20 protein-coding genes, 1 rRNA gene and 1 pseudogene are annotated in these 22,311 nt (G+C 62.0%); 11 read left to right on the top strand and 11 right to left on the bottom strand.

Features of this window, described 5'->3' with window-relative positions; all coding sequences use genetic code 11:
• Both rrf and J9885_RS13520 read left to right on the top strand, forming a co-directional pair.
• A 5S ribosomal RNA gene (gene rrf / locus J9885_RS13525) occupies positions 1 to 113 on the top strand; the annotation flags it as partial.
• Positions 114 to 408: 295 nt separating this feature from the next.
• A complete protein-coding gene (locus J9885_RS13520; protein WP_043764216.1) occupies positions 409 to 1,041 on the top strand; it encodes a LysE family translocator in 633 nt (210 codons plus the stop codon).
• 82 nt (positions 1,042 to 1,123) lie between these two features.
• Here J9885_RS13520 and fis read toward each other — a convergent pair whose 3' ends face one another.
• Together fis and dusB are read right to left on the bottom strand one after the other, a co-directional pair.
• Positions 1,124 to 1,420, bottom strand: coding sequence for a DNA-binding transcriptional regulator Fis (gene fis / locus J9885_RS13515; protein ID WP_005309538.1), 297 nt, complete (start codon positions 1,418 to 1,420; stop codon positions 1,124 to 1,126).
• Between the two features lie 25 nt (positions 1,421 to 1,445).
• Positions 1,446 to 2,411, bottom strand: a complete 966-nt coding sequence (dusB, locus tag J9885_RS13510) for a tRNA dihydrouridine synthase DusB (RefSeq protein WP_043764217.1) — start codon at positions 2,409 to 2,411, stop codon at positions 1,446 to 1,448.
• Positions 2,412 to 2,703: 292 nt separating this feature from the next.
• On the opposite strand from dusB, the gene J9885_RS13505 reads away from it, so the two are divergent.
• The 4 genes from J9885_RS13505 (at position 2,704) to J9885_RS13490 (ending at position 7,535) form a co-directional block, all read left to right on the top strand.
• On the top strand, positions 2,704 to 4,110 hold the full coding sequence (locus J9885_RS13505) for a TolC family protein (protein ID WP_043764218.1): 1,407 nt from the start codon (positions 2,704 to 2,706) through the stop codon (positions 4,108 to 4,110).
• A 73-nt stretch (positions 4,111 to 4,183) separates the two neighbouring features.
• Complete coding sequence (locus J9885_RS13500) at positions 4,184 to 5,188, top strand: HlyD family efflux transporter periplasmic adaptor subunit (protein WP_210549770.1); 1,005 nt, start codon at positions 4,184 to 4,186, stop codon at positions 5,186 to 5,188.
• A complete protein-coding gene (locus J9885_RS13495; protein ID WP_210549769.1) occupies positions 5,188 to 6,324 on the top strand; it encodes an ABC transporter permease in 1,137 nt (378 codons plus the stop codon). The genes J9885_RS13500 and J9885_RS13495 overlap by 1 nt, the downstream gene beginning before the upstream one ends.
• Positions 6,321 to 7,535, top strand: coding sequence for an ABC transporter permease (locus J9885_RS13490; RefSeq protein WP_246876955.1), 1,215 nt, complete (start codon positions 6,321 to 6,323; stop codon positions 7,533 to 7,535). The genes J9885_RS13495 and J9885_RS13490 overlap by 4 nt, the downstream gene beginning before the upstream one ends.
• Before the next feature lie 73 nt (positions 7,536 to 7,608).
• Here the strand turns inward: J9885_RS13490 and J9885_RS13485 are convergent.
• The 3 genes and pseudogenes from J9885_RS13485 to J9885_RS13475 all read right to left on the bottom strand — a co-directional run.
• Positions 7,609 to 8,238: pseudogene (locus J9885_RS13485) on the bottom strand (SDR family oxidoreductase); the annotation flags it as partial.
• 130 nt (positions 8,239 to 8,368) lie between these two features.
• On the bottom strand, positions 8,369 to 9,223 hold the full coding sequence (locus J9885_RS13480; RefSeq protein ID WP_210549768.1) for a DnaA/Hda family protein: 855 nt from the start codon (positions 9,221 to 9,223) through the stop codon (positions 8,369 to 8,371).
• A 72-nt stretch (positions 9,224 to 9,295) separates the two neighbouring features.
• Positions 9,296 to 9,970, bottom strand: coding sequence for a DnaT-like ssDNA-binding domain-containing protein (locus J9885_RS13475; RefSeq protein WP_210549771.1), 675 nt, complete (start codon positions 9,968 to 9,970; stop codon positions 9,296 to 9,298).
• A 278-nt stretch (positions 9,971 to 10,248) separates the two neighbouring features.
• On the opposite strand from J9885_RS13475, the gene J9885_RS13470 reads away from it, so the two are divergent.
• The gene (locus J9885_RS13470) at positions 10,249 to 11,220 is read left to right on the top strand and encodes a response regulator (protein WP_210549767.1); all 972 of its coding nucleotides are present in this window, start codon (positions 10,249 to 10,251) and stop codon (positions 11,218 to 11,220) included.
• Between the two features lie 71 nt (positions 11,221 to 11,291).
• Here the strand turns inward: J9885_RS13470 and J9885_RS13465 are convergent, their stop codons facing one another.
• From J9885_RS13465 to J9885_RS13455, 3 genes are all read right to left on the bottom strand, one after another.
• Positions 11,292 to 12,686 carry a peptide MFS transporter gene (locus J9885_RS13465; protein WP_134697108.1) on the bottom strand — a complete coding sequence of 465 codons (1,395 nt, stop codon included), beginning with the start codon at positions 12,684 to 12,686 and terminating at the stop codon, positions 11,292 to 11,294.
• A 213-nt stretch (positions 12,687 to 12,899) separates the two neighbouring features.
• Positions 12,900 to 13,811 carry a UTP--glucose-1-phosphate uridylyltransferase GalU gene (galU, locus tag J9885_RS13460; RefSeq protein WP_210549766.1) on the bottom strand — a complete coding sequence of 304 codons (912 nt, stop codon included), beginning with the start codon at positions 13,809 to 13,811 and terminating at the stop codon, positions 12,900 to 12,902.
• Positions 13,812 to 13,905: 94 nt separating this feature from the next.
• Positions 13,906 to 14,226: a helix-hairpin-helix domain-containing protein gene (locus tag J9885_RS13455; RefSeq protein ID WP_210549765.1), complete on the bottom strand. Its 321-nt coding sequence runs from the start codon at positions 14,224 to 14,226 to the stop codon at positions 13,906 to 13,908.
• A 166-nt stretch (positions 14,227 to 14,392) separates the two neighbouring features.
• Between J9885_RS13455 and cysQ the strand changes: the two genes are divergently transcribed.
• Positions 14,393 to 15,163 carry a 3'(2'),5'-bisphosphate nucleotidase CysQ gene (gene cysQ / locus J9885_RS13450; RefSeq protein ID WP_210549764.1) on the top strand — a complete coding sequence of 257 codons (771 nt, stop codon included), beginning with the start codon at positions 14,393 to 14,395 and terminating at the stop codon, positions 15,161 to 15,163.
• An 82-nt stretch (positions 15,164 to 15,245) separates the two neighbouring features.
• Here the strand turns inward: cysQ and J9885_RS13445 are convergent, their stop codons facing one another.
• The 3 genes from J9885_RS13445 to J9885_RS13435 form a co-directional block, all read right to left on the bottom strand.
• Complete coding sequence (locus J9885_RS13445; RefSeq protein ID WP_043764228.1) at positions 15,246 to 15,542, bottom strand: YciI family protein; 297 nt, start codon at positions 15,540 to 15,542, stop codon at positions 15,246 to 15,248.
• 24 nt (positions 15,543 to 15,566) lie between these two features.
• Entirely contained in the window at positions 15,567 to 16,118 is a 552-nt protein-coding gene (locus tag J9885_RS13440; RefSeq protein WP_210549763.1) for a septation protein A, read from the bottom strand.
• A gap of 77 nt (positions 16,119 to 16,195) precedes the next feature.
• Positions 16,196 to 17,731, bottom strand: a complete 1,536-nt coding sequence (locus J9885_RS13435; RefSeq protein WP_210549762.1) for an aminotransferase class V-fold PLP-dependent enzyme — start codon at positions 17,729 to 17,731, stop codon at positions 16,196 to 16,198.
• Between the two features lie 194 nt (positions 17,732 to 17,925).
• Between J9885_RS13435 and J9885_RS13430 the strand changes: the two genes are divergently transcribed.
• The 3 genes from J9885_RS13430 to J9885_RS13420 all read left to right on the top strand — a co-directional run.
• Positions 17,926 to 18,558, top strand: a complete 633-nt coding sequence (locus J9885_RS13430; protein ID WP_134697112.1) for a hemolysin III family protein — start codon at positions 17,926 to 17,928, stop codon at positions 18,556 to 18,558.
• Positions 18,559 to 18,808: 250 nt separating this feature from the next.
• Positions 18,809 to 20,470 (top strand): putative transporter, encoded by a 1,662-nt coding sequence (locus tag J9885_RS13425; protein ID WP_210549761.1) that lies wholly within the window; start codon positions 18,809 to 18,811, stop codon positions 20,468 to 20,470.
• 221 nt (positions 20,471 to 20,691) lie between these two features.
• The coding region (locus tag J9885_RS13420) for a retention module-containing protein (protein ID WP_210549760.1) at positions 20,692 to 22,311 on the top strand (1,620 nt) is incomplete at its 3' end.

Here is a 22,311-nt window from a genome sequence, read left to right as displayed (position 1 = left end):
TGGCGGCAATAGCGCAGTGGAACCACCTGACCCCATGCCGAACTCAGAAGTGAAACGCTGTAGCGCCGATGGTAGTGTGGCATTCGCCATGCGAGAGTAGGACACTGCCAGGCACCCAATTGAAGAAGCCCGCTCATTTGAGCGGGCTTTTTTATTGCCTGATATTCGGCTCCCGGTAGCCTTGCTTTCCTTTACACCTGCTGTTCCTGCTACTTCTACTGCATCTGCCATTCCTTTCCTTCGCATAAAGAGTCTACTTGCCAAGGTGGTTTCCAATCGTCCTGGGGTGATGACTCTGAGCGCAATGAGTTGCCATTCCTTTTTCTGATGATCACTATTGCGGCGGGAGGGAGTGACAAGCGTTGCCGGATCCTTAGACTGTGAATTTCATCGACAAGGGAGCTGTGTATGTTGGGGATCCACGATCTGGCGTTGTTTATCGTATCCGGGCTATTGCTGAACATGATGCCCGGGCCCGATTCCCTGCTCATCATGCTGCGCAGCGGTTCCCAAGGGTGGCGGGCAGGCTCCATGGCGGCACTGGGGATAGGGACCGGCACCATGGTACATGTGCTGGCCGCAGCCCTGGGGCTATCGGCCCTGCTGAGTGCATCGGCCGAGCTGTTTGCCGTCATCAAGCTGATGGGGGCGCTCTATCTGGTTTATCTGGGGATTTCACTGCTCAGGCAGAGGCCTGGCGCTGCAGCCGCTGTGAATGAGACTGTGGCACTGTCCAGGCTCTCTTATGGCCGGATCTTCCGGCAAGGGCTGCTCACCAATGTGCTGAATCCCAAGGTCGCGCTCTTCTTCCTCGCCTTCGTGCCCCAGTTCATCGATCCGGCGGCGCCGCAGAAGGCGCTGGCCTTTATCGTGCTGGGCTGCATCTTCAACTTCAACGGCATGATCTGGTGCCATCTGCTAGCCTTCTCCACCGCGTTTGCGAGCAGCAAGGTGCGTCTGCCTGCCCGAGTGGCGACCTGGCTCAAGCGCGTGATGGGCGGGTTGTTCGTGGGGCTCGGCATCAAGCTGGCGGTGGAGTGAGAAGGTAAACACCGACCATAGAAAAAGGCGTATCCCATCGCTGGGATACGCCTTCGTCTGCACTGCAGCAGGCTGACTGAAATCAGTTCATACCGTAGCGCTTGAGTTTCTTGCGCAGGGTACCGCGGTTGATACCCATCATCACGGCGGCGCGAGTCTGGTTGCCACGGGTGTACTGCATGATCACGTCCAGCATGGGAGCTTCGACTTCGGAGAGAACCATATCGTACAGATCAATCACTTCCTGACCGTTCAACTGGGCCAAGTAGTTACGCAGGGCCTGTTGCACAGAGTCACGCAGGGGGCGCTGGGTCGGCTCGGCAGCGTGATTGTGAGTAGTTGTTACCAATGCATCAGAAGTCAGGGTTTGTTCGAACATATTCGGTCGGCTCTTTAGTTATGCGTTAACCTAATCCATCGAAATACGCTTCGAGTGCCTCAAGCTGTGCATCTGCACAATCCAGGGCATTGAAGTGCTTACGGAATTCTCGGCCCGCCTCTTCTTCATCCAGATACCAGCCCACGTGTTTACGGGCAATGCGCGCTCCCAGATATGCACCGTAAAACTGGTGCAGATTGGTAACATGCTCGTTCATCAGGGTGCGAACCTCTTCCCTGTCGGGAGGCGGCAGCTTGGTGCCCGTCTCAAGAAAATGGCGGATTTCCCGGAAAATCCAGGGTCGTCCTTGCGCAGCACGGCCGATCATCACGGCATCGACACCGGTATAGTCGAGGACATACCGGGCCTTCTCCGGGCTGTTGATGTCGCCATTGGCGACAACAGGAATCGATACGGCCTGCTTAATCGCCCTGATAGTGTCGTACTCCGCTTCCCCCTTGTAGAGGCAGGCGCGGGTACGACCATGCACGGCAAGGGCCGCGATACCGCAATCTTCGGCGATTCGGGCGATCTCCTCGCCATTGCGGTTATCCGGATCCCATCCTGTGCGGATCTTCAAGGTGACAGGCACGTCCACCGCATCCACCACGGCCCGGCAGATGGTTCTGACCAGATCGGGTTGACGCAGCAGGGCGGAACCTGCCAGCTTCTTATTCACTTTTTTTGCCGGACATCCCATGTTGATGTCGACGATCTGAGCGCCCTGCTCCACGTTGTAGCGGGCAGCAAACGCCATCATCTCGGGGTCGGAACCGGCAATCTGGACCGATCGCAAGCCGCCTTCAGCAGAGTGATCCATTCTCATCCGGGTTTTCTGGGTATCCCAGACATCCGGGTTGGCCAGCAGCATCTCGGAAACGGCCATGCCGGCTCCCAAACGTAAACAAAGTTCACGAAATGGTCGGTCTGTTACACCGGCCATGGGGGCCACGATCAGGGGAGTTTCAAGCGTGTGGGGACCTATCTGCATTCCACGGTTACCATCGGCTTAGGGCGGCGTATATTACGCATTTTTTAGTCAGGAGAAAAGGTTAGTATTTGAGCGTCAGCCATTTTTTTCTGAAAAAAACGTCGCGCCAAGGCTTGCAAATTCAGGAGTGCTTGAAAATCGGACATATTGTCTGGGAGCATGTCCAGGGTCAAACGAATGGGGGGCGCGGTGATTTGTGAGTCTCCTTCCCAAGCTGCTTTAGGCTATGATAGCGGGCCGGAATCGAGCAAAGGCTCCACACAATTTCATTACAAACGTGAATTGGGGATGTATGACGTCAAGGTTCATCAAATCGCTCTGTCCATGCCTGCTGGGAGCCATGCTGGGCTCTGCCCAGGCACAGACCGTCAGTTTCACCGAAGCCTGGAGTCGGGTCATCCAGCAGGATGATGGCTTGGCGGCGGAGCAGGCCGGGGTGGAACGCGCCCAGCAACTGCGGGAGGCGGCCAAGGCCATGTACCTGCCCAAGGTGGATGTGGGGGCCAGCTATACCCACCTCGATCAGCCGATGGAACTCGACATGCTGGATCTCAATCCCATCGCCAATCATCCCGAGTTTGGCAAGGTGCTGGGACCCGTCATGCAGGCGCTCAATCTCAGCCCCAGCGACTTCGTTACTCCCCTCACCAAGCAGAACGTGGTGACCAGCTCGGTCAAGATGTTGTGGCCATTGTTCACGGGCGGGCGCATCGACGCGGCCCAGGATATTCGCGAGGCCCAGGTGAGCGAGGCACAGCAACTGCTGGTGCTCAAGCAGCAGTCCACCTTCGAGAGCCTCTCCCAGACCTACTTCGGGGTGGTGCTGGCGGCCCAGGTGGTGCAGACCAAGCAGGGGATAGAGGAGGGACTGGCTCATCATCTGGATCACGCCAAGAAGCTGGAAGCCCAGGGCCAGATCGCCCGGGTGGAGTTGCTCTCCGCCCAGTCGGCCTATGACAGGGCGCGCATCGATACCCAGAAGGCGCGACGCAGCCTGGAGATCGCCCAGCTGGCCCTCGGCCACATGCTCAAGCTCAAGCAGGCGGAGCCCAATACCCGCCTCTTCATCAACGAGGGTATGCCCCAGCTCGATCCCTTCGTGCAGGAGACCCTGACGGTGCACCCCGGCCTCAAGCTGCTGGCTGCCAAGAAGGAGCAGGCCCAGGGCATGATCAAGCTGGAGAAGGGCAAGTACGCGCCCGAGCTGTTCCTGTTCGGTAACTACAACCTCTATGAAGATGACTCCATCGTCTCCAAGACCACGCCGGACTGGCTGGTCGGGGTCGGGGTCAGCATGCCGCTGGTGAGCCGTGATGGCCGCTCAGAGACGGTCCAGGCGGCCAAGAGCGCCGAACTCCAGGTCAATCTACTGCAGGCCAAGACCCGCCAGGATCTGGAGTTGCTGGTCGAGAAGACGTGGCGCGAGGCGGCCCAGGGGCTGGAGGAGTATCACTCCCTCTCCTCGACCCAGGCCCTGGCCGAGGAGAACGTGCGGCTGCGGGACAAGGCGTTCGGTCAGGGGCTCTCCACCTCTCTGGACGTGGTGGATGCACAGACCCAGCTGGCCGGGGTCAAGACCCAGCGTGCCGCCGCCGCCTATCAGTATGTGATCTCTCTGGCCCGCCTGCTGGCGCTCTCTGGTCAGATGAACAGCTTCAACCAGTATCAGCATGGCCAGGCCATCGAGGTGAACTCATGAGCACGCGCCACTCCGTTCCCGTTTTCATGTCCGTGTCGACCGTCAAGGGTCGCCCGTCTGCCGAGGTGAATTCATGAGTCATCCCCCCATCAAGAAGAAGATGAGCCAGGGCAAGCCGCTGCTGCTGCCGTTGGCGCTGGTATTGCTGGTCATCTGGCTGGGCTGGCGCTTCTGGCTGGCCTATCAGCCCGAGCCGGTGCGCCTGCAGGGGCAGATAGAGGCGCAGCAGTACTCCGTCTCCTCCAAGGTGGCGGGCCGCATCGACGAGGTGCTGGTGAAGAAGGGGGATCAGCTTGCCAAGGGGCAGCTGGCGTTCACTCTGGCGAGCCCCGAGATCGAGGCCAAGCTGAGCCAGGCCAAGGCGGGTCAGGCTGCGGCAGGTGCCATGGCCGAAGAGGCCGAGAAGGGAGCGCGGGTCCAGCAGATCGCGGCCGCCAAGGATCAGTGGCAACAGGCCAAGGCGGCTGCCCTGCTCCGTGGCAAAACCTACGAACGTATCGCCAGCCTGCACCGCGACGGCGTCATGCCGCTGCAAAAGCGCGATGAGGCCTGGACGGCCTGGCAGGCGGCCAGATACAGCGAAGGCATGGCCTGGCAGCAATACCAGATGGCTCTGGAAGGGGCGAGGGAAGAGACCAAGGTGGCGGCACGCGAGCAGGCCAAGATGGCGGCCGGTTCGGTGGCCGAGGTCGAGGCCTACCTGGCCGACACCCGCATCACCAGCCCTCACGAGGGGGAAGTCGCCCAGGTGCTGCTGCGTAGCGGCGAGCTGGCACCCCAGGGCTTCCCCGTGGTCACCCTGCTCGACATGAAGGATGCCTGGGCCCAGTTCCACATCCGCGAGGATCTGCTGCCCCGCTTCCCGGTGGGTACCGAATTCGACGCCCGCATCCCTGGCCTCGGTGACCAGACGGTGCGCCTCAAGGTGACCCACGTGGCCGCGATGGGGGATTTCGCCACCTGGCGCGCCACCGATACCCGCCAGGGGTTCGACATGAAGAGCTTCCAGGTGGAGGCGCGCCCCTTGCAGCCGGTTGAAGGCTTGCGGGTCGGCATGAGCGTGCTGGTCGAGCTCTGATGGGGCGCGAATGGCGGCTGCTGTGGCAGGACTCGTTCAGTCGGGCGCTTGTGAGCTGGGTGCCCCTGCTGCTGATCGGGTTGCTGTGCTGGATCTTCTCGGCCGGGTTGGCACGGGATCTCAAGGTGGGTCTGGTGGATCTCGACCGGAGCACCCTCTCCCGGCAACTGGCGTTTTCTCTGGATGCGTCCGTCGGGCTCAAGGTCGCGCAGCAGTTTGATTCCATCGACGAGGGTGCCAGGGCGCTGCGGGGAGGGAACATCTACGCCCTGGTGGTGATCCCGAACCACTTGGAGCGGGATGCCCGCCAGGGGACCCAGCCCAGGGTGACCGTGTTCAACAACGGCCAGTTCATTTTGATCGCCAAGCTGGTCAATTCGGCGCTGGCGCAGGTGGTGGGCACCCTCAACGGCCAGGTGGGCGTGCTCTCGGCCATGGCTGACGGCAAGGCGCTGCCCGGCGCCCTGGGACAGTCGGTGCCCGTTGCGAGCCAAGTGACCGCGCTTTACAACCTCAACTCCAGCTACGCCCAGTTTCTGTTGAGCGCCCTGTTGCCGGCGGTGTGGCAGATTCTGGTGGTGCTCTACGGCCTCAACGCCCTGGCCCGCACCGATCGCCTCGGGCTGGACTGGGCCACCAGAGGGGTCTGGTTCGGCCTCTGGCGCACCCTCTTGCCTCATGTGCTCATCGGTTGGGGCTGGGGGCTGGGGTGGAGCCTGCTGCTCTTCAAGGGGCTGGGGTATCCCATGGAAGGCAGCTGGTTGGTACTGACGGCGGGATTGGGGCTGGCCTCGGCCGCTTGCGTCACCATGGGGGCCTTCTTCTACGCCATCATCAGGGATCCGGCGCGGGCCCTGTCTCTGGCGGGCGCTTATACGGCGCCAGGCTTCGCCTTCATGGGCGTCACCTTCCCGGTCAGCGCCATGGGGGACGTGGCCCAGTTCTGGCGCAGCCTCCTGCCTATCTCCCACTATGTGGAGCTGCAGATAGGGCAGAGCAACTACGGCCAGCCGCTGGCGGCGGCCCTGCCCCAGCTCGGGGCCCTGCTGCTCTTCCTGCTGCCCCTGCTGCTGGTGGTGCGCCGCTATCAGGGGCAGGCGAGTGCGACCCCTGTTCATGAGGAGCCCAAACCATGATGGGATTCTGGGATCTGGTGCGTCTCGAGCTGCGTACGCTCCTGGCGGATCGCGCCATCATGCTGACCCTGTTTGGCGGCGTCTTCTTCTACTCCTTCCTCTATCCGCAGCCCTACCTGCACCAGCTGCCGCGGGAAGAGCCCGTGGTGGTGGTCAACGAGGATGGCAGCCAGCTCTCCCGCCAGCTGGAGTTCATGGCCGATGCCACCCCCCAGGTGAAACTGGTGGCGCGGGTGGGCAGCCTGGATGAGGCGCGCCAGTGGCTGCTGACTGCCAAGGGGAGCGGCATCCTGCACATTCCCCGCCACTTCTACCGGGACCTGATGCTGGGCAGGAGCGTGACCCTGGGGTATGCCGGCGACGCCTCCTACTTCCTGGTCTATGGCACCATTGCCGAAGGGCTGGCCCAGGCGGGGGGAACGCTCGCCGCCCAGGTCAAGGTGGCCCGGTTGCTGAGCCACGGGGAGGCACTGCCCCAGGCCGCCCAGGGCTGGAATGCGGTGGCCCTCAACGTGGTGCCGGTGTTCAACCCCACCATGGGCTATGTGAACTACGTGGTACCGGCGGTGTTCGTGCTGATCCTGCACCAGGTGCTGCTGATGGGGACCGGCATTCTGGGGGCAACCCAGAATCAGCGCACTCGCCGTGGCGAGCAGGGCTATTGGCAGCGGGCCCCCGTGCTGGCCTTGTTGCTGGCGCGAACCCTGGTGGTGGGCGGCCTCTTCGTGCTGCCGGTGACCTACTTCTTCGGCTTCTGCTTCGATCACTACGGCATCGCCCGCACTGCGGCGCCCGGGGAGCTCTGGCTGTTCACCCTGCCGTTCCTGCTCGCGACCACCTGGTTTGGAGTGGTGCTGGGGGCCCTGGCCAACCGTCGCGATCTGCCGACCCAGGTAGTGTTGCTCTCCTCCCTGCCGCTGGTGTTCCTCGCAGGCTTTATCTGGCCGCTGGAGCTGATCCCGGCGCCGCTCAACTGGCTGGGGCAGTGGGTGCCGAGCACGGCGGCCATCGAAGGGTTCCTGCGCCTCAACCAGATGGGGGCCGACTTTGCCCAGGTCTCTGCCTATTGGTGGCGGCTGTGGGGGTTGGCGCTGCTGTATGGCGTACTGGCGTGCTGGTTGCTGCATCGGCGGCAGCCACGCCCTGCGGGCCATCAGGGAACGCTGGATGAGCCGGCCACGGCGGGAGCGGGTGAACCTTCTTCTCGCTAGAGGCCATCAACGCAAGGTGAACAACAAGACGGTCAGCCTCTGGGCTGACCGTCTTGTTTTCCGCAGCTCCCCCCCGGCTGAGGCTGGGGTCGGCGATGGCGTAGATCTGGCCGCACGCCTCCTGGTCGGTGAGCAGTCGCAAACCCCGTATCGCCACGTCCTGGGGCCTGACCAGGCCGTGCACCTCTTCTCCCTGGCTCAACACGGCCTGGCCGCAGGCCTCCCCATCCTGCAAGCCGGCGGGTCGCAAGATGGTCCAGTCAAGGGTGCTAGTCTGCAGCCAGCTCTCCGCCAGGCTCTTGAGCCTCACCTCGTGACCGAAGGCGACGCGGGCCCGCTCGGGCAGGTATTGCCAGCTGTCGCCACAGCCGAGTGAGGTGACCAGGAGCAGGCGCCTGAGCCCGGCACGCTCCATCTCGTCGACCACCTGGCGATTGCCGAGGTAGTCGACGGGATCGACCTGGCGGAAGCTGCCGAGGGTGGAGACCACCAGGGCGCCGCTGCCTGCCAGCAGGCAAGCCTGGGCCACGGCTTGTGGATCCAGGGCATCCCCGATGACGACTTCAACGCCCAGGGCTTGCAACTCGGTTGCCATGTCGACATGGCGCACCAGGGCGACGACCCTGTGACCCAGCAGCAGGGCCTGCTGGGTGAAGGCACGGCCCAGCCCGCGGCTTGCGCCGAAGATGAGAGTGGTTGGCATCTGAGAGCCTCCTTGGGCAAAACGGTTAGCCTAGGGGGTCGCATGCCTCATGTAAATGAGAGTTGTTTTTATTTGTGAGGATGGGAGGGGAAATGGCGGGCCTGATGTCGAGGACGCCGGCCCGCAGGCGTCAGCCCTGATAGTTGCCGATGCTGGGGCGACGGCTGGGGCCGCTCAGGTGGATGTCCACCGGGTTGAACGCCTTGATCGCCTCGAAGCTGAAGTCACCTATGGCCTGATGCAGGCTCTGGGGATTGTGGTTGGTGATGATGATGACGCTTTTGGACAGGTTGCGACGGCGGCGCAGCAGGTGGCCGAGGAAGCTGGACTGGCTCTCCGCCATCTTGGCGCGGTTGGCCGCCACCTCGTCGACGATGAGCAGATCCACCTCTTCCAGGGCGCGGCGGTACTGGTTGCGCTCCTCCTGATCCTGGATGACGTTGAAGAAGAGCCGGTCCACGATGGAGGCCCACTGCTGGAAGATCACCGATTTCTGATGGCGCGCGATCAACTCGTGGGCTACGGCGCCCGCCAGGGTGGACTTGCCGGTGCCATAGTCGCCATAGATGAGCATGCAGCCGCCGCCGCTCTTCTCCCAGTGCTCGAAGCCGCTGATGAAGTAGCGAGCCGTTTCGATGGGATACTGCAGTGCGGGGTCGCTCGCATCCATCTTGTCGAAGAGCCAGTCCGGATTGAGATCCGCCTGGGCGATCAGCTTCTGGATCCGCTCCTGGCGCGCCGCCTTCTGCAGCTCGCGTACCTCGGCGTTGGCCTTGGCGTCATACTCCTTGCGCAGTGTCTCGTAGTCGTACTGGCTGCCGCCGGTTGCGGCCCGCAGCCGAAGAATACGTTCCTGCAGGCTGTTGACGTGGCGCTTGAGCTCGGGATCGTGTCCCTGTTGCTCCTGCTTGGCCTTGGCGATCCTCTGGCGCCTGGCCTCGATCTCCTCCAGTGCCTGGCGCAGCGGGTCGTGCGGATCTGTCATGGAATGCTCCTTCTGCTAGGGCTGTGGCTGGATGGGCAGGGCGTCAATAGTGCACTTCGTGGTCGCCTGGTATCAATCATTCTCGGGCTCCTGAGCTTGTGCCAGCCGTTTGGCTTCATCGATCATCTCCTGTGCCCGGCGGCTCGGACCCGCCTCGACGGGGGCTGGCGCGACCTGCTGGTACCCCGTGACCACGGTCGCCGGGCGGCGGGCGTAGCGCCGACTCTTGAGGGCGCGAATGAACTTCAGCATCCACTGGTGCTGGGAGTCGAATACCTCGGGGCGGCCCAGCCAGTAGGCGATGAACTCCCCGAGATCCTCCTCGCTGTAGCTGGCATCGATCACGCCGCACAGGCGGGCGAGGGCGGGTAGCTCCTCGTCTGGTCGCCATTGCAGGTGCATCTGGAAGGGGCGCTCCGGCAAGGGAGAGCGTATCCGCTGGGTCAGCAGAGGCAGTTGGAAGGGGCTCTGATGGTAGTGCTCACTGTCAGCCTGGGCCTCGACCTGCAACAACTCAGCCTCCATCAGCTCGTCGAGCAGCTCGGTCAGCTGGCGGGCGTTGACCTGGTAGCTGAATCCGCCGGGCGTGGTTGGGTCGACGACCGCCAAGGCGCGGCCGAGCTCGGGGTAGTTGAGCCTGGGCGGCCTATGCTCCAGTACCAGCCGGCGCAGCTGCAGGGTGTAGAGGCTACGTGCCGGATGGGAGAGTCTGGGATGGGCGAGGGCGCTGTATTCGGCTGGCGTCATGGTCTGCTTCACGATCTGGAGTGGGGGCATTATCCCTCATGGAGGGGCCTCATACAATTCGTGGTGCCCATGGAGGCGGGTGTGGGGTGGGCCATGGTCACTACGAAGAGGTCACAGCTCCGGATTGAGAGCCGATAAAATAGTCATCCCCTTTCAAATGCTTGGGAAACTTGTCGGCTATTTCGGGGGGCCTCGACAATATCGGGTGGCGGGATCGGAGCTCGATGATCTAGTCTTAGTATTCAAATAACCATATGACTAATAAGAGCTTTGTCAAGATGTCAAAAGCCGGACTACGGATCTTGGTGGTAGAAGACGAAGCAGTTTTTCGCCACTCTCTGGTATCTTATCTCGAGCAGGATGGGGCCTGTGTCTTCCAGGCTGAAGATGGAATAGAAGGACTCTCTGCCGCGGCGCTCTATCATCCCGACGTCGTGTTGTGTGATCTCAATATGCCCAACATGAATGGCCATGAGGTGATCGCCTGCCTCACGGCCCGCTACCCCGAGGTGCCGGTGATCGTCATCTCTGGCCAGGATCAGATGGCCGCGATCGAACGGGCACTGCGGGCGGGAGCCAGAGACTTTTTCATCAAGCCGGTGACTGATTATGGTCAGATCCGGCGCAGCATCGATCAGTGTCTGACGAGCCATGTTCATCAGACCCAACAGCTGGAGTTGATGGAGCACATCGACTTCTTCCGGAGACACGATCTGGCCTCGAGTCGTCTGCTGGCCTGGCTGGCACCGCCGGGGATGCAGGAGTGGGGGCCCTGGCAGGTGACCTTTGCCGGCATGGGCAACCTCTTCATTCCCGATACCTTCAAGCTGGAGGACAAGCTGCTGGTGCTGGTAATGGAGCTGCCAGTGCTCGGCGTGGACGCCGCGTTCTGCGGGGCCTTGGTGCGCTCCCTGATGAACGGCCCCTATCGCCAGTTCCAGCAGCAGGAGAGCCGGTTGCTCGCCCAGCCGCACAGGTTGCTGGATTACCTCAATCTGCAACTGCTGGAGTCGGGCCTGCGCCACTCCTTTGCCATGGCGGCCCTGCTGTTCGATCAGGAGGATGGGCTGACCTTTGCCAATGCGGGCCTCACCTCGCCGCACTGGCTGATGCGTTGTGGCGGGTTGCCGCTCGGCCTGATGCGCAGCAGCCGCTATGCCCTGCACAGGCGCAGCTGGCACGAACCGTTCGAGCTGCTGTTTCGCAGCGACAGTGGTAGCGCCCTGACGATGCAGGTACGCCATCACTGAGCCGCGTGGCGAAGATAGAAACAAAGAGGGCGCCTGTTGGCGCCCTCTTTACGTTGCAGCATCCTGGCCGATCAGACGGTGGCGGACTGCAGCTTGTTCTCTTGCTCCGGCTCTTTGGCCGGACCTTCGGCACCGTGCATCCAGTAGACCAGGCGGTTGGCCATGGTCAGCAGGATGAGGGCGCTGATGACGGCGGCCAGCGCAATGCCACCGAAGATGGCCATGGCGCCGGACTCGCCGACGAAGGAGCCGATGAAGCCGGCGGCATAGTTGGCCAGGGCCACGAAGCCGAACCAGGCACCCATCATCAGGGAGGCCAGGCGCAGCGGAGCCAGCTTGGTCACCATGGAGAGGCCGATGGGGGAGAGGCAGAGCTCGCCCAGGGTGTGGAACAGATAGGCGCCGACCAGCCAGAACATGGAGGTCTTGACGGCCTGATCACCGCCCTGCTCCAGCACGGCACCGATCATGAACAGGAAGCCGACGGCGAGGAACAGCAGGCCCATGGCGAACTTCACCGGGGAGTTCGGCTCTTTCTTGCCGAGCTTGATCCAGATGGCGGCGACTATGGGGGCCAGGGTGATGATGAAGAAGGGGTTCAGGGACTGGAACCAGGCGGTCGGCACTTCGAAGCTGCCGATCATGCGATCGGTATATTCCTGTGCATACAGGTTCATCAGGCCACCGGCCTGCTCGAAGCCGGCCCAGAAGATGATGGTGAACAGACCCAGCACCAGGATGACCTTGATGCGGTCTACTTCCTGCTTGGTCAGCGGGGCCTTCTGCTCTTGGGAGCGTTGCTCGGCGGCGCGCTTGGCGGCCGGCACACGGCCGATGTCGCCAAGGAAGCGCTGGGCCATGGTGGCCTGTACCACCAGGGAGAGCAGCATGCCGATACCGGCGCTGACGAAGGCGGCCTGCCAGCCGTAGGCGGTGGCAGCGGCGCCACAGATTACACCGGCCAACAGGGAACCCAGGTTGATACCCATGTAGAAGATGGTGAAGGCGCCGTCACGACGGTGATCACCTGTTTGATACAAGTCGCCCACCATGGTGGAGATATTCGGCTTGAACAGGCCGTTACCCACGATCAGCAGGCCGAGGCCCGCGTAGAAGACGGTGTTGACCATGTCCGGGAACATGGCGTGGGGCAGAGCCAGGGTGAACTGGCCGGCGGCCATGAGCACGGCACCAAACAGGATGGCGCGGCGTTGACCCAGGAAGGTATCTGCCAGCCAGCCGCCGATGATCGGCGTGATGTAGACCAGACCGGTATAGATGCCATACAGCTTGAGGGCATCCGCCTGGGTCCAGCCCATGCCGCCGTTGGCGGTCATGTCGGTCAGATAGAGGACGAGCACGGCACGCATGCCGTAGTAGGAGAACCTCTCCCAGAGTTCAGTACTAAAGAGCAAAAAAAGCCCTTTGGGGTGACCTAAGAAGGTCCCTTTGGACGGGTTATTCATTGGAACTTCCACCTGTGTCTTATATTTTTTTAGAAATTTTATGCAAGGGCTAGGAACAAGCCATATTCCTTATAAAACAAGCAGGATTGAATTACAATGACAGGTTTTGACGATATTTTATCTATCTATGGTTGATTATTTGTTTATAAAATGAAAATGGGCATCGAATGATGCCCAGACTTTTATTCTGCCTATTGTGTAAATATTCAGCGATTACAACTGTTTGACGAACTGCTTCAGCCAGGCAGTAAAATCACCGTCCAGCTCGCGGTGGCGCACGGCGTACTCCACGTTGGCTTTCATATAGCCCAGCTTGCTGCCGCAATCGTGGCTGCGTCCCTTCATGAAATAGGCGTTGACCTGCTCTTTCTCCATCAGCATGGCGATGGCATCGGTCAGCTGGATCTCGTCTCCGGCGCCAGCCGGGGTTTTCTCCAGCAGGGGCCAGATGTTGGCGGAGAGCACGTAGCGGCCGACCACGGCCAGATTGGAGGGGGCTTCATCGCGGGGCGGCTTCTCGACGATGGCCTGCATGGGCAGGGACATGCCGGCACTCAGCGCCTCGCCCTTGATGTCGGCGATGCCGTACTTGTCCACCTCGCTCTCGGGGACGGCCTCCACCATGATCTGGCTGATCTGGTTCTCTTCGAACAGGTGCACCATCTCCGCCAGGTTGTCCTGCTTGAGATCGCTGGCCACCTCGTCGATGAGTACGTCCGGCAGCAAAACGGCGAAGGGCTGATCCCCGATCAGCGGGCGGGCGCACAGCACCGCGTGGCCCAGGCCTTTTGCCTCACCCTGGCGCACGTGCATGATGGTAACGTCTTTGGGGCAGATGTGCTGCACCTCTTCCAGCAGCTGGCGCTTGACCCGTTTCTCCAGAGTCGCTTCCAGCTCGAAGCTCTTGTCGAAGTGGTTCTCGATGGAGTTCTTGCTCGAATGAGTCACCAGGATGATCTCCTTGATCCCGGCTGCGATGGCCTCGCGCACCACATACTGGATCAGGGGCTTGTCGACGACCGGCAGCATCTCCTTGGGGATGGCCTTGGTGGCGGGCAGCATGCGAGTACCCAGGCCGGCGACAGGGAGGACGGCCTTGCGAACAACGAGCGGTGTCTTTTTCATGGAGTGAGTCCGAAAATACGAAGTGGGCTCATGATACCCCAAGAAAAATAGGGCAGCCACAGGCCGCCCTCAGTATGATGGGGGTTCAAACGGATTACTTGACAATAATCATGTCCCGATTGGCCTCCAGGGTGGCTGGTCCGATGCCGCTGACATCCGCTAGCTGGTCCACAGAGGTAAACTTGCCCTGTTTCTCGCGATGGTCGACGATGGCCTGTGCCTTCTTCTCGCCTATGCCCTTCAGGGAGGCGAGCTCATCGGCGCTGGCGGTATTGAGGTTGATCTTGCCGGCCTCCGTGGCGGTCGCGACGGTCGCGGCAGGCTTGGTGGCCGGTTTGTCGGCGGCCAGTACGGGCTGAGCCAGCAGAGGGAGGCAGCCCAGCAACAGGGCTGCAACGAGAGCTTTGGGGTTCATGGTTTCACGTCCTTGTTGGATGCCGGATGGCTATAGAAAGCTAGCTGGACTGCGTCACTTTTCGTCTGTGAAAAGTAGCAGGGTAATAATTCAGGCGAATCGGCTATAAGCCGACAAGGGGGCTCTCGGTTACACTGACTAACCCTTTGAGAGAGATGTCTTTTCTATGTATCTACCCGCCATTTCCGAGCTGGAGCCCATCGCCCGCGCCGCCGGTGACGCCATCATGTCCATCTACAGTCAGCCCTTTGCGGTGGAGTACAAACAGGACGAGAGCCCGCTGACGGCGGCGGACAAGGGGGCCCACGAGGTGATCGTCCAGGCGCTGGTCCGGCTCACCCCCGACATTCCCGTGCTGTCGGAAGAGTCTTCCCCAGAGGTGATGGCGGCGCGATTCGGCTGGTCCCGCTACTGGCTGGTGGACCCGCTGGATGGCACCAAGGAGTTTGTCTCCCGTAACGGCGAGTTCACGGTGAATATCGCCCTGATTGAACAGGGTACCCCGCGCTGGGGGCTGGTCTATGCCCCTGTACTGGACAAGCTCTGGTATGGCGGAAAGGGGCTCGGCGCCTGGCGTGTTGTGGAAGGTCGGCATGAAACCATCCAGACTCGCCCTCATCGGAAAGGGGAGCCCTTGCGGGTCGTGGGTAGCCGAAATCACCTCTCCCGGGAAACACTGGATTACCTGGCCCGCTTTGGTGATATGGCGCGGGGGGAGATTGAGCTGGTCTCCATGGGAAGCTCCCTCAAGTTCTGCATCATTGCCGAGGGGGGCGCGGCGCTCTACCCACGCCTCGCCCCGACCTGCGAGTGGGATACCGGCGCCGCCCAGGCGGTGCTGGAAGGGGCGGGGGGGAGCGTGACGCAACTTGATGGCAGTGCGCTGGCGTACAACAAGCCGGATATCCTCAACCCCTGGTTCGTGGCGAAGGCCTGAGCCGGCATGGGGGCTGAACAGATGCAAAAAGGCCGGACACAGTCCGGCCTTTTTCATGGGCGCTAGCTACCAGGAGGTGAAGCTAGAAGACCTTCTTGAACGGCTTGATGGTCACGTTGGCGTAGACACCGGCCGCCACGTAAGGATCGGCATCGGCCCAGGCCTTGGCCTCGGCCTGGCTGGCGAACTCGGCGATGACGGTGCTGCCTGTGAAGCCCGCATCGGCCGGATCTTCGGCGTCGATGGCCGGGTTGGGGCCTGCTGTCAGCAGGCGTCCCTCATCCTGCAGGGCCTGCAGGCGGGCGAGGTGGGCGGGGCGTGCCAGCTTGCGCTGGGGCAGGCTGTTGGCCACGTCTTCGGAATAGATGAGATACCACATGCGAGAATCCTTTTCTGGTTGCGGTTATTTTTTCTGTTCCGCCTTCTGCTCGGCCGGCAGATGGCGATAGAGATAGACGCCGCTGAGCAGGGTGAACACCAGCGTCATGCCCAGCAGGCCGAAGACCTTGAAGTTGACCCACATCTCCTGTGACAGGTTGAACGCCACATAGAGGTTGAGCAGGCCGCAGAGAGCGAAGAAACCGACCCAGCCGAGGTTGACGTTGTCCCAGATGCGGTCGGGGGCCTGCAGCTCCTTGGCCAGCATCTGTTTGATGAGGTTCTTGCCAAAGCCGTAGCGGCTGATGAGCAGGGCGAGGGCAAACAGCACGTTGATGACGGTCACCTTCCACTTGATGAAGGCGTCGTCGTGGAAGAAGACGGTGAGACCGCCAAAGAAACCGACCAGCAGGAAGGTAAACAGCTGCATCTTCTCGACCTTGCGGTAACGCAGCCAGCTGTAGAGCAGCTGCAAACCGGTGACGACGACCAGGGCGCCGGTGGCGGTATAGATGTCGTAGAACTTGTAGACCGCGAAGAAGACGATCAGGGGGATAAACTCGATAAACTGCTTCATGCTGGGCTCTAACCTCAAAATTTCACTCAGTGTACCTGCCTGTCAGACAACGGCAAATGAATAAGACCGCCCATCTTTCACACAGTTCCTTCCCCGGATGAGCTCCCCTGGCCGAACAGCTGATCGGCAACGAGGCGCCCGAGGCGCAGCTGGTCGTCCAGCAGGGTGCGGATGTGGCGTTCCTCGATGAGGGGGTTGAGCAGGACGGCGCGCAGCAGAGTGAGTGGTTGCTCACCGTAGCGGCTCACCGCGCGCTGGGTGCGGGAGACGAAGCTGTGCCCCTCGGCGCGCTGCGCCTTCTGCAGTGCGACGTTGAAGGCGTTGATCTCGTCGTTGGCCGCCGTATCCAGCACCCTGCCCTGAAGGTGAGGGGGGATGCAGCGATAGGAGAGCAGGTTCATCACCGGAGCTGACATCAGCTCGAAGGCGGGGCTGGCGTCGATGAGCTCAGCCATCCGCCGTGCCCTGTCGTAGTTGGCGTCGATCAGCCGGGCATAGCCCTGACGGCCCAGCAGCTGGAAGGCGGCATCCAGATAGAGGGCGTTGGCGGGACGGGTGCCCTCCAGGGTGAAGCGCCCCTGATCGAAGGAGCTGGCACGAATGGCGTAGGGCGCCTCGCGTTTCACCGTCATCATCAGATCCGGCTGGCGACAGAGCAGCATGCCGGTACCGAGCGGCACCAGCAGCTGCTTGTGGCCGTCCAGAGTCACGGTGTCGGCCTGGTCGATGCCGTCCAGCAAGCTTTGATAGCGTGGGGAGAAGAGCGTGGGGCCCCCCCAGGCGGCATCCACGTGGAAGTGGACCTGCTCGCGCTGGGCGATGGCGGCGAGCTCGGGCAGGGGGTCGATGGAGCCGAAGTCCGTGCTGCCCGCCACGCCGACCAGGGCCAGCACCTTGAGTTTCTGCTCCTTGCACTGGACCAGCGCCTTCTCCAGCGCCGCCAGGCAGAGCCGGTTGTGTTCGTCCGTGTCGAGGCGCCAGACGCTGCGGGCGCCCAGACCCAGCAGGTCCATCCCCTTGTCGAAGGAGTAGTGCATCAGCCGCGACCCCAGGATCACGGCCCCGCGGTAACCCTGCTCAAAGAGCGAAAACAGGTTGTCGCCACAGGCCCGGTTGCGGGCCAGCCAGAGGGCAGTGACGTTGGCGATGGTGCCCCCGCTGGTCATGACGCCGAGGGCCGCATCCTTGGCATGCATCTGCGCGCCATAGAAGTCGTCCTCCCCGCGATAGATGAGGCGGTGCAACTTGGCCAGCACCTCCCGTTCGAGAAAACTCAACAGGCGGGAGGACTCCATCTTCATGGGATTCTGGTTCAGCATCACCAGCAGCCGGGAGAGCTCGGCGGTGAAGGCCGGCAAGGGGGCCGTCATGTGCCCCATGTAGTGGGGCGACGTGAGGTGGGAGGCGCCGGGGACCAGGGTGGCCAGGCGGGCCAGGTAGTCCTGGGTGCTCATGCCGGTGTCGGGCATGGCAGACTGGTCGAGCTGGTGAGTGAAACTGCCCCGTTGATAGGGAGCCTGACTGTCGTCGGAGTGATGGAAGGTCTCCAGCAGGGCCGTGATGGCCTGGCCGAAGTCGGGATCCGGTTGTGTAAACAGTTCAGTCAGCTTCATCAGGTTCTCCAGACCAGATTGTCGGGCAGCCGCGGCCATCCGCGCGGGCGACGTCGGCGGCAGAGCATACACCAAAGGGGCGGGGGGCACAGCCATCTCCTGCCCCCGGGTCCGTCGTCGCTTTATTTTGAGCTAACACTTGTAGCCTGAAACTCCCGCCGCTAGAGTGAGCCGGATCAGGACTGGAGGTGTTGATGACGGATGTGACGGGGTATTCCCCACGGGAAGAGTGGGCCAATCGCCTCAGCCATGGGCTGGGGTTGCTGCTGGGCGGGCTGGGACTGGCCCTGCTGCTGCACAAAGGGTGGGATCAGGGCCCCAGGGTGTTGCTGAGCTACGGCCTCTATGGTGCCAGTCTGGTACTGCTCTACCTCGCCTCGACCCTTTATCACAGCATGGCGTCGGCGACGGCCAGGCGCTGGTGCAAGGTGTTCGATCACTGTGCCATCTATCTGCTGATCGCCGGCACCTATACCCCCTTCCTGCTGGTGGCACTGGACACGCCGCTGGCCAGGGGATTGATGGTGGTGATCTGGGGCCTGGCGCTGGCCGGAGTGGTATTCAAGCTGCTGTTCATCAATCGCTTCAAGAAGCTGTCGCTGTTTACCTACCTGATGCTCGGCTGGTTGTCGCTGGTGGTCATCTATCAGCTCTACCTGCATCTGGAGGGGGCCGGACTCCTGCTGCTGGGGCTGGGGGGGCTCGTCTACAGCCTGGGGGTGATCTTCTACGTGGCCAAGCGCATCCCTTACAACCACGCCATCTGGCATCTGTTCGTGCTGGGGGGCAGTCTGTGCCACTTCATGGCCATCTATGGTTACGTCTGATCGCGCCGATACGTCGTTTCTGCGGTGCTCAGTGTCGGTGAGGGAGAGGACGTCCGGGCGCTGAGGCTCCGTCTTGCTCCCGTTTTTGCCTCGTGGGAGGTGGTGTATCCCTCGTGATGAGAAGCCTGCTTTATAGCCCTTAATTGGTATTTTTCCGCTCATGAAAGCCCGAATTCGTGCGGCACCCCACAGTCGTCCTCTTCGTTTGCTGACAAGCTAGGGTCAGTTCAGCTTGGAAAGGATGCAAACGATGAGTGAAATCGCGCTTTCCATCAGCATGTTGTCGCTGGTGGCGGTGCTGGGGCTCTGGCTGGGAAACTGGCGAGTCTATGGCGTGGGACTGGGCATTGGCGGAGTGTTGTTCGGCGGCATCATAGTGGGTCACTTCGCCGGGCTATCCGGCTTGAAGCTGGATGAGCAAACACTTCATTTTATTCAGGAATTTGGCCTGATCCTGTTTGTCTACACCATCGGCATCCAGGTCGGTCCCGGCTTCTTCTCCTCTCTGCGAAGTTCGGGCCTCAAGCTCAATGGTTTTGCGGCCCTGCTGGTGCTGCTCGGTTGCGTGGTGGCGGCGGCGCTGCACCAGCTGTTCGATGTGCCGCTGCCGGTGATCCTCGGAGTCTTCTCCGGGGCCGTGACCAATACCCCGTCCCTCGGGGCGGGCCAGCAGATCCTGGCGGAGCTGGGGGCGGCGCCCGGCTCTACCGGCCTGATGGGGATGGGCTACGCGGTGGCCTACCCGTTCGGGATCTGCGGCATCTTGCTGACCATGTGGCTCATCCGCATGTTTTTTCGCATCAAAATCGACGAAGAAGCGACCCAGTTTGAGCAGCAGGCGGGCAAGACCAAGGAGAGCCTGCAGACCATCAACATCGCGGTGCGCAACCCCAACATGCACGGTCTGATGTTGAGCGAGATCCCGAGCCTGGATGAGACTGACGTCATCTGCTCGCGTCTCAAGCGCGGTGATGAACTGATGGTGCCGAGGCCTGACTCGCGCATCGAGCTCGGCGATCTGCTGCATCTGGTGGGTGAGCGTCACGCCCTGCACAAGGTGTTGCTGGTACTGGGGGAAGAGGTGGATACCTCCCTCTCCACCCGGGGCACGGATCTGCGGGTCGAGCGGGTGGTTGTCACCAATGAGCAGGTGCTCGGCAAGCGGATCCGCGATCTCGACATCAAGCAGAAGTACGACGTGGTGATCTCGCGTCTCAACCGTGCCGGGATCGAGCTGGTGCCGACCAGCCAGACCAGCCTGCAGTTCGGGGACATCCTGAATCTGGTGGGGCGGCTCGATGCCATCGAGTCGGTGACCAGCGTGGTCGGCAACGTACAGCAGAAACTGCAGCAGGTGCAGATGCTGCCGGTCTTCATCGGCATTGGTCTTGGCGTGCTGCTCGGCTCCATCCCCTTCTATCTGCCGGGGTTCCCGGCGGCCCTCAAGCTGGGGCTGGCGGGGGGGCCCCTGGTGGTGGCCCTTATCCTGTCGCGCATCGGCAGCATCGGCAAGCTCTACTGGTTCATGCCGCCGAGTGCGAACCTGGCGTTGCGGGAGATCGGCATAGTGCTGTTTCTGGCGGTGGTCGGGTTCAAGTCGGGGGCCGGTTTCATCGATACCCTGATCAACGGGGACGGCCCCGCCTGGGTAATGTACGGCGTGGCGATCACCCTGATCCCGCTGCTGGTGGTCGGGGTGCTGGCGCGCCGCTATGGCAAGGTCAATTACCTCACCCTGTGCGGGCTGCTGGCCGGCTCCATGACTGACCCTCCCGCCCTGGCCTTCGCCAATGGCATGCACCCGACCAGCGGGGCCAGTGCGCTCTCCTACGCCACTGTCTACCCCCTGGTGATGTTCCTGCGGATCATCTCTCCCCAACTGCTGGCGATCTTGCTCTGGGCCGGCGCCTGATGTGTCCCGAGATGGGAGCTTCCACGGCTCCCGTCTCCGTTCTGTCATAATCGATGATCTTGATTTAACTAATTTTATTCATCTTCTAGTTCCCTTCGGTTTAGTTACCAAAATGGGCTTCGTTTTGGTCTGTTCATTCGATTTTTCTAACTGGTTTCTGGTCTGATTAACGGGCACATTGGAGGCTGGATTGCTATGCCCATTTTTTGTCAGGAGAGCCCATGAGCAGCAAGAGCATCGTATTGGATCAGGACGTCGTCGTTACCCATTTGCAAGGCAAGATCTATCTGGTCGCGGTAGACGGGAGCCAGACGCTTCTTTCTGAAGGCGATAAGCTGCCCAAGGATGCCGTGCTGCTTGCTCCAGAAGGCGCCAGCTTCCAGGGAGGGGATACCACCTTCACCCTGAGCCCGAGCAAGTCTTCCGAAGAGGGCGAGGTGCAACTCGCTCAGCGCTCGCAAGCCGGGGTGCCTGACGATATCGCGGCCCTGCAACAGGCCATCCTGCAAGGGGCGGACCCGACCCAGGCGTTTGAAGCGTCGGCAGCGGGCGGGGCACCCGCAGCGGGCAATGTCGGCGGCGTGGTGGGCACCAGCGGCAATGGCGGCTTCATCACCATCGACAGAACCGGCGATGCCACCATCGCCAGCGCCGGCTTTGAGAGTGCCAACCCGGATGCTGTTGCGCCACTGGCCGAGGCCCAGGGTGGCGAGGATGAACTTCTTGACCTCATCGCTCCCGTCATCACCGTCTCTGCCCCCGATAACACCAATGATCGGACGCCGACCCTGACCGGTACCACGGATGCACCCGCTGGCAGTACGGTGACCCTGGTGGTGGCCGATGCCAACGGCAATCAGCAGATCCTGACCGCTACGGTACAACCGGATGGCAGCTTCAGCGTGGATGTCACCACGCCGCTGGCCGAAGGGGGCTATCAGGTGACGGCTTCCGTGACAGATCCGGCCGGTAACACCGGCACCGCAACCGATGATGGCAGCGTGGATACTACAGCCCCGATCGTGATGGTGAATGCACCGGACAATACCAATGACAGCACCCCGACCATCACGGGTACCACGGATGCACCCGCTGGCAGTACGGTGACCCTGACGGTGACCGATGCCAACGGCAACCAGCAGACCCTGACCACCACGGTACAACCGGATGGCAGCTACAGCGCGGATGTCGTGACGCCGTTGCCGGATGGTGGCTATGACGTGACTGCAAGCGTGACTGACCCTGCTGGCAACAGAGGCACTGCGAGCGATGATGGTAGCGTGGACACCACGGCGAACATCACGGTGAGCCTGGATGACGTGAACGCGGCCAATGTGGCCAACGCGCCCATCAGCGGCACCTCCGATGTCGGCCCGGGTCGCACCGTGACCCTGGTGATCTCCGATGCCAAGGGCGACAAGGTGACTGTCACGGCCATCACCGATGCCGACGGCAACTACAACACCCGCGCCGATCTGAGCGGTCTGGCGGATGGCAACCTGACCGTGGATGCCAGCGTCACCGACGCGGCGGGCAACCCGGCCAGCGCCACCGACGACACCACCGTGCTCGACACCACGGCGCCGGTGGACCTGGCCATTGTGCTGGATGCCAACATCACCGACGACGACGCCATCAACGCCGCCGAAGCGGGTCAGCCGATCCCGGTCAGCGGCACCGTGAGCGGCGAGTTCAAGGCCGGGGACACCGTCACCCTGACCGTCAACGGCAAACCGTTCACCGGTCCGGTGGATGCCGATGGCCGCTTCACCATCCTGGTGGCGGGCAGCGACCTGGCGGCGGACACCGACCGCACCATCGAGGCCAGCGTGACCAGCACC

The organism is Aeromonas sp. SrichE-2G (assembly GCF_017939565.1).
Classification (GTDB): Bacteria; Pseudomonadota; Gammaproteobacteria; order Enterobacterales; family Aeromonadaceae; genus Aeromonas; species Aeromonas taiwanensis.
This window is presented reverse-complemented; position numbering and strand designations above follow the sequence as displayed.